At 75.6% G+C, this 7,562-nt stretch carries 6 protein-coding genes; 3 read left to right on the forward strand and 3 right to left on the reverse strand.

The window, feature by feature from the left end; translation table 11 throughout:
- On the forward strand, positions 1–2,669 hold a 2,669-nt coding region (locus E1300_RS45635), incomplete at its 5' end, for a family 20 glycosylhydrolase (protein WP_131763509.1).
- 86 nt (positions 2,670–2,755) lie between these two features.
- Here the strand turns inward: E1300_RS45635 and E1300_RS45640 are convergent.
- Positions 2,756–3,724, reverse strand: coding sequence for a phosphotransferase family protein (locus E1300_RS45640; RefSeq protein ID WP_131763510.1), 969 nt, complete (start codon positions 3,722–3,724; stop codon positions 2,756–2,758).
- Between the two features lie 165 nt (positions 3,725–3,889).
- Between E1300_RS45640 and E1300_RS45645 the strand changes: the two genes are divergently transcribed.
- Complete coding sequence (locus tag E1300_RS45645; RefSeq protein WP_131763511.1) at positions 3,890–5,896, forward strand: glycosyl transferase; 2,007 nt, start codon at positions 3,890–3,892, stop codon at positions 5,894–5,896.
- A 41-nt stretch (positions 5,897–5,937) separates the two neighbouring features.
- Here E1300_RS45645 and E1300_RS45650 read toward each other — a convergent pair whose 3' ends face one another.
- Both E1300_RS45650 and E1300_RS45655 read right to left on the reverse strand, forming a co-directional pair.
- Positions 5,938–6,342 (reverse strand): phosphomannose isomerase type II C-terminal cupin domain, encoded by a 405-nt coding sequence (locus E1300_RS45650; protein ID WP_242619817.1) that lies wholly within the window; start codon positions 6,340–6,342, stop codon positions 5,938–5,940.
- The gene (locus E1300_RS45655) at positions 6,339–6,992 is read right to left on the reverse strand and encodes a TetR family transcriptional regulator (protein ID WP_131763512.1); all 654 of its coding nucleotides are present in this window, start codon (positions 6,990–6,992) and stop codon (positions 6,339–6,341) included. Before E1300_RS45655 ends, E1300_RS45650 begins: the two co-directional genes overlap by 4 nt.
- A 209-nt stretch (positions 6,993–7,201) precedes the next feature.
- Here E1300_RS45655 and E1300_RS45660 point away from each other — a divergent pair.
- Positions 7,202–7,562 (forward strand): hypothetical protein (locus tag E1300_RS45660; protein ID WP_207400356.1); only part of this gene is annotated, 361 nt, incomplete at its 3' end.

Here is a 7,562-nt window from a genome sequence, read left to right on the forward strand (position 1 = left end):
AGCCCGTCGACCACACGGTCGCCGACGCCCAGTACCACCGCGCGCGGCTCACCCTCGACAACCGCGACCGGCGCTGCGCGCTCGGCGCCACCGGCTGGGCGATGTACTTCAACGCCGTCCGGCAGCCCGCCGCGGTGCTGGCCGGCGCGGCGGGCGACACCGCCCGCGAGCAGCTCGCCCGCCAGGGCCTCGCGGTCGCCCGCGCGGACGCCGCGCGGAGCGGCGACTTCTACACGCTCAAGCCCGCGGCCGGGTTCGCGCCGGTCGGGCCGGGCGAGCGGCGCGTGATCGACTTCAACGTCGAGCTGTGGGCGGTCCACAAGTCCGACGGCCCCGCGGGCTGGACGATCGCGTTCGGCGGCGGGCGGCCGGAGTGGCTGCCGTCCAAGACGCTGCTCGACCCCGCCGACTCGAAGCAGACCAAGGCGTTCTCCGGCGACAACCGGCCCGTCGAGACGGCGGCGACCCGGTACGCGCAGAACCCGTCCGGCGAGCAGAGCCTCACGCTGCGGCAGAGCATCGTCCCGCAGCCGCTGACGGCCACGGCGTCCGGCGGCACCGTCGCGATCGGCGGCGGCTCGGAGATCTCGGCGGCGCCCGCGCTGCGCGGCGAGGCGGGGTACCTGCGGTCCGCGCTGCGCGACGTGGCGAAGGGCAAGGGCAGGCCCATCGCCCTGCGGCTTGACCCGCGGCTGGACGTCGACCGCGACGGGAAGCCGGACGCGGAGGGCTACACCCTCGCCGCGACGGCGTCCGGCGTCCGGATCACCGGCACCGACCGCGCCGGGGTGCTCTACGGGATCCAGACGCTGCGGCAGCTCGTCCCGGTGAGCGGCTACAAGGCCGCCGCGGGCGGGCGCGCGGGCGCGACGGTCGCGGTCCCGCGCGCCACCGTGGCCGACGCGCCGCTGTTCGGCTACCGGGGCCTCCAGATCGACGTGGCCCGCCACTTCGAGACCAAGCAGACGATCGAGAAGTTCCTCGACCTGATGAGCTTCACCAAGCTCAACCGGCTCCACCTCGGCGTCACCAACGACGAGGGCTGGCGCCTGGAGATCCCCGGGCTGCCGGAGCTGACCGGGTTCGGCTCCCGCCGCGCCCTCGACCTGGCGGAGACGGGCGCGCTGCACCAGGGCATGGGGTCGGCGAACGACCTCGGCGGCGGCGACGGGATCGCCGGGAAGCCGCGGGACGAGACGGAGGCGAACCTCGGCCGCTCCCCCGCCTACCAGGGCTACGAGCCGGCCACGCAGAACTTCGTCGGCAAGGGCACCGGTTACTACTCCGTCGAGGACTTCCAGGAGATCCTGCGGTACGCGACCGCGCGGCACATCGAGGTGATCCCCGAGCTGAACTTCCCGGCGCACGCCCGCGCGGCCGTCCAGTCGATGGAGCGCCGCTACCAGCGCACCCACGACGCGACGTACCGGCTGCTCGACCCCGCCGACACGAGCCGGCACACGAGCGTCCAGTACTACACCGACAACCTCGCGAACCCGTGCCTGGCGAGCACCTACGCCTTCCTGACCAAGGTGGTCACCGAGGTCGCCGAGATGTACAAGGGCGCGGGCGCCCCGCTCAACCGGCTCAACCTCGGCGGGGACGAGCCGCCCGGGCCTCAGGAGGGCTGGTGGTCGGGCTCCCCCGCCTGCAAGGGCAATCCCGCGACGGCCGGGAAGTCCGGTGAGGAGCTGAAGGAGCTGTTCTTCACCCGCTACAACGAGATCGCGCACAAGGTGGCCCCCGCGACCTCGGGCTGGGAGGACATCACCGACCCGACGCGCTCGTACCGGCTCCCCGGCTTCACCCCGCTGCCCTGGCAGAACGTGTGGGGCTGGGGACGCGAGGACTGGGCGTACCGGTTCGCCAACGAGGGGACGCCGGTGATCCTCGCCCACGCGACCAACCTGTACATGGACCTCGCCTACAACAAGGACCCGGACGAGCCCGGCTACTACTGGGCCGCGTACGTGGACGAGAAGAGCACCTTCACCTACCAGCCGTACAACGTGTACGCCAACGCGACCGAGGACCGCTGGGGCAACCCGATCACGCCCAGCCCGTCCTGGACGAGGCTCACGCCCGCGGGCCGCAAGAACATCCTCGGCATCGAGGCGCAGCTGTGGGCGGAGAACGGCAAGGCGCCGGAGATCCGCGAGTACCAGGCGTTCCCGAAGCTGCTCGGCGTCGCCGAGCGGGCCTGGAACCGCGAGACCCCGGCGCCCGCCGCGATGGACGCCGCCTGGCGCACCTTCAGCAACACGCTCGGCCAGGTCACGTTCCCGCTCCTGTCCTACTACCGGCCGGTCGGCCTGCCCTGCACCGGCGTGAACTACCGCATCCCGCCGCCCGGCGCGAAGATCGCGGGTGGGACGCTGGCGGCGAACGTCCGCGACCCGGGACTGGCGATCGAGTACTCGACGGACGGCGCCCGCTGGCGGCCGTACACCGGGCCGGTCGCGGTCGGCGCGTCCGCGCTCACCCGCACCCGCGCGCCGGACGGGCGCACCAGCCGCATCTCGCCGGTCGGCGTGCCGGCCTGGCAGGGCACGGCCGCCTACCGTCCCGGCGCGCTGGTGTCCTTCCAGGGCGAGCTGTACCGGGCGACCCGGGCGGGGACCGGCCACCAGCCGGATCTCGCGCCCGACTACTGGAACCTGCTCCAGTGAGCACCTGAGGACGAGGCCCGGCCGTCCCCTCCGGGGGCCGGCCGGGCCGCCGGTCCGGCGCGGCGGCGTCAGGGGAGCATGCGGCGTCAGGGGAGCATGTGGAGCAGGTCCCACTCGTTCTCCGCGACGCGGCGGCCGAGCGCGGCCAGCTCCACCGACCGCTCGCCGCCGCTCAGGTGCCGCCGGGCCTGCATGGCGCAGATGATCGCCCAGCGGGCGACGCCGAACGCCTCCCACCAGCGCAGCGCGTCCCGGTCCACCGGGCCGCCGCCCGCGGCCTCGTACGCCGCGAGCAGCTCGTCGTAGCCGCCGAAGCCGCCGACCGGCGGCTCCGCGCCGAACCGCCACGCCTTCACGCACAGCCAGCCCAGGTCCTCGACGGGGTCGCCGATGTGCGCGAGCTCCCAGTCGAGGACGGCCCGGACGCCGTCCGGGCCGACGATGAGGTTGCCGTTGCGGAAGTCGCCGTGCACCACGGCGGGCGGGCGGGACGGCGGCCGCTCGCGCGACAGGCGGCGCAGCGCGAGCTCCAGCACGGGGTGCGGCTCGCCGACCTCGTCGAGCATCGCCCGCCAGGTGTCCAGGGGGTCGGCGCGGTCCAGCGGCGGCACCGCGTCCGCGGGGATCCGGTGGACGGCCGCGAGGATCTCGCCGCACTGCGCGGCCAGCCGCGGGCGCACCTCCGCGAGCGCGGGATCGCGGAGGATCCGGCGCGGGATGCTCTCGCCCTCGACCCGCTCCATCACGACGAACTCGACGCCGAGCGGGCCGTCCGGGCCGCCGGCCGCGACCACCTCGGGGCTCGGGACGCCCGCCGCGGCGGCGGCCCGCATCAGCGCCGCCTCGTGCGGCAGCGGCGCCCCCGCGGAGATGCCGCCGGTCACCGTCCGCAGGACGAGGGGGTGCGTCCGGCCGCCCGCGTCCACGGCCTCGAACCCGCAGGTGAGGCGGGACGCGCCGCCGCTGTCGCGGCACAGCCCGCGCACCCGCGTGCCGGGGCCGTAGCGGGAGCCCAGCAGCTCGGCGAGCGGTCCGGCGAGCCGGTCGAGATCCATGCGCGGCCCCCTGGGGTCGGTGCGGGCGCGGGACGCGGGTAAGCGGTCACTTTCCCGGGCGCCATCCTGGCACGGCCCCCGCGCGCCGGGCGACCCGCCCCGGACCCGACCCGGACCCGCGCGCCTGTTTGGCCCGGATCGCACCGAAGCGCCAGGATCCCTCTCGTGAACCTCGTGAAGGCGGGCGACGACGGCCCGCCGGAACTCCCTCGTCCCCGCCCCCGCCCGGACGGCGAGCGAACCGACCGCCCGCGAACCAAGAAAACGCAAACCGACAGGACGCGAGCAGACACGGCGCAGGGCGACGGCCTGCGGGGCGACGGCACGCAGGCCGACCGCGCACAGACCGACCGCGCACAGACCGACCGCGCACAGACCGACCGTGTGCGGGGCGACCGTGCGCGGGGCGGCGGGGCGGCCGCTCGGGCGCGCTACGTGCGGTTCAGCGGGCGGGAGATCGACCTCGCCGTCACGGCCGGGTTCGTGCTGGCCGCGTTCGCCGTCCTCGGGCGCCTGTGGGCCGACCCGAAGCACCGCTACCTGGTCGACGGCGGCCAGGACCAGACCCAGTGGGAGTGGTTCTTCGCGGTCACGGCGCGGGCCGTCACGCACCTCGACGACCCCTTCTTCACCACGTTGCAGAACCATCCGGCCGGCGTGAACCTGATGGCCAACACCGTCATGCTCGGGGTCTCGGTGCCGCTGGCGCCGGTCACGCTGGCGTTCGGGCCGTCCATCACCTGGGCGCTCGTGCTCACGCTCGGGCTCGGCGGCAGCGCCGCGGCCTGGTACCGGCTGTTCCAGCGGCACCTCGGGGCCTCGCGGGCCGCGGCGGCGGTGGGCGGCGGGTTCTGCGGGTTCGCGCCGCCGATCGTCTCGCACGCCAACGCGCACCCCAACTTCGTCGTGCTGGCCGCGGTCCCGTTCATGATCGGACGGCTGGTCCGGCTGGCCCGCGGCGAGGGGCGGCCGGTGCGCGAGGGCGCCCTCCTCGGACTGCTGGCCGCCTACCAGGTCTACCTGGGCGAGGAGGTGCTCCTGCTCACCGCGACGGGGCTCGCGGTCTTCGCCACGGCGTACGCGGCGGCCCGCCCCGCCGCCGCGCGGGAGGCGGCGGGACGGCTCGCGGCCGGGATCGGGGTCGCGGCGGCCGTGTTCCTGCCCCTCACGACGTACGCGCTCGTCCGCCAGTTCTTCGGCGCGCAGAGCTACGACGGGCTGGCGCACGGGCCGTCCGGCAACGACGCCGCCGTCCTCGCGGCCTTCGCCCGCCAGTCGCTGGCCGGGCACCAGGCCGTCCCGGGGCCCCTGGACGCCGCCGCGACCGAGCAGAACGCGTTCTTCGGCTGGCCGCTCGCCGTGCTGGTGGCCGCGCTGCTGGTCTGGCTGCGCCGCGATCCGCTCGTCCGGTCGCTGGGCGCCGTGATCGTGACCGCGGCCGTCCTGTCGCTCGGCCCGGAGGTGGTCGTGGACGGCCGTCACACGGGCATGCCGGGGCCGTGGGCGCTCGTCTCGGCGTTCCCGCTGTTCGAGTCGGTGATCGAGTCGCGGCTGACGCTGCTGTGCGTGCCCGCGGCCGGGCTGCTGCTGGCCCTCGGCACCGACCGGTTCCTCGCGACCGCCCCGGCGGGGACGCCGCGAGCCTCCGGAACGCGGGCGCTGTGCTGCGTGGTGCTCGCTCAGGCGCTCCTGCCGATCGCGCCGAAGCCGCTCGCCGCCGCGGAGCGCGCACCCGTCCCGGCGTTCTTCACGGACGGGACGTGGCGCCGCCACGTCCGGCCGGGCCGCACGCTCGTGCCGGTGCCGCTGCCCGAGGTGCTGGACGCCGAGCCGCTGCGCTGGCAGATGGCGGCGGGCCTGCGCTTCCCCGTGCCGGAGGGCTACTTCGTCGGCCCGTTCGGTGCGGACCGCGCGGGCGGGTACGGCGCGCCCCGCCGCCCCACGTCCGAGCTGCTGGCCAAGACGAGGGACGAGGAGACGCCGCCGGTCGTCAGGGACGCGGACCGGGCCGCGGCCCGCACGGACCTCGCCTACTGGCGCGCCGACGCGGTGGTGCTCGCACCGCATCCGAAGCAGCGGGTCCTGGGCGAGGCGCTGCGCGAGCTGCTCGGCCCGGGGCGGTACGAGGACGGCGTCTGGGTGTGGGACGTCCGCGGCCTGGCAGGCGGCTGACCGCCGGGCCGCGGGCTCGTCCCCCTGTCACGGGGCCGGGGTCAGGCCCGGCCGTAGGAGTCCTCAAGGCGCTCGATGTCGTCCTCGTCGAAGTGCCCGAACGCGATCTCCATGACCCGGACCGCGGGCCCGCCGGAGCTCAGCCGGTGCGTCTCCCCCGCGCGGATGAAGATCCGCTCGCCCACCTCCGGCAGGACGCGGCGCCCCGCCACCTCGAAGACCGCGCCGGGGTCGAGCGCGACCCAGAGCTCGTCGCGGTCGCGGTGCCGCTGGAGGCTGAGGCACTGCCCGGGCTCCACGGAAATGATCTTCACGGTGGACGGCTCGTTGAGCGTGTACCGCTCGAAGCCGCCCCAGGGCCGCCGGTCGGTCTCGACGGCCGGTTCGGGGCGCTGGCCGGTCACGGCCGGTTCGGGACGCTGGCCGGTCTGGGTCTGCACGGTCACCTCGGGGTTCGTGGTTCTCGGAACAACTGCGCGACGGGCGCGCCGGACGCGGCGGCCGGCAGGCCGCCGAGGATGAGGTCGGCCAGGCCGTCCACCACGGCCTCCCTCGGCACCTCGTGGTCGTGGTCGAGCCACCAGTCGCCGGCGGTCTGCACCATGCCGACGATGGCGTGCCCCCAGACGTAGGCGCGGGTGCGGTCGGTCAGCTCGCCGTCGGCGATCATAACCTCGGCCAGCTCGCGGCTCACATCCCTGATCATGGTGCTCATCGCGCTGTGCGTCGCCGCGTCCTCGGCGCTCGCCCGGTGCATCAGGAAACGGTAGAGGTTCAGGTTCGCCGAGATGGTCGCGAGGTACCGCTCGATCGTGGAGCGGGTGCGCGCGCGGACCGAGTCGTCCCGGGAGAACTCCGCCCGGATGCCCTCGATCAGCTTGCGGGTGTGGCGCTCGGCCAGCGCCTGGTAGAGGCCGCTCTTGTCGCCGAAGTGGCGGTAGAGGATCGGCTTGCTGATCCCCGCCTCCGCGGCGATCGCGGCCATCGACGCGCCCGGCCCCTCCCGCTGGATGACGCGGTCGGCGGCCTCCAGCAGGGCACGGCGGCGGCCGGGGTCGCGCCGCGACCCCGGGTCCGCACCCGCCCGGCCCGTCATGGTCCGGCCACCGTACGCCGCCGCCGGGCGCGGCGGGGACGGTGGGGGGCCGCGGGGCGGAGGAGGCGGTCGCGCATGGACCGAACGGTATCGGGGGTGTTACCCGGTGACAACACCGCTGGCCTGCGCGGGCGCTCGCGGGCGCCCCGGGGTTCCGGGGCGCCGGACGAGCGGTTACCGTGATCGACCAGGGGCAGGGAGGTCGAAGGGTGGAGACGCTCTACTCGGTGCGGCTGGAGGGCCTCGCCGCCAACCCCAGCGCGCCGGAGGACATCCTCCTGCGGATCCTGGAGCACGCCGAGCACCGGATCAGGGCCGCCCTGGTGCACCGGGCCGGCGTCCCGGACGCGGTCTACGACGCGATCACGCGCCATCCCGACCCGCGGACGCGGCGGCTGCTGACCATGGACGGCCGGGTGCCCGCCGGGCTCCGCGCCCGGCTGGCCGCCGACCCCGACCCGACGGTCCGGATGGCCGTGGCGTGGGGGCCGGACGTCCGCTGGGACCGCGCCGAGCCGCTGCCGCCCGAGACGGTCGCGCGGCTCGCCGCCGACCCCGACTCCCGCGTCC

Source organism: Actinomadura fibrosa, assembly GCF_900659615.1.
GTDB lineage: Bacteria > Actinomycetota > Actinomycetes > Streptosporangiales > Streptosporangiaceae > Spirillospora > Spirillospora fibrosa.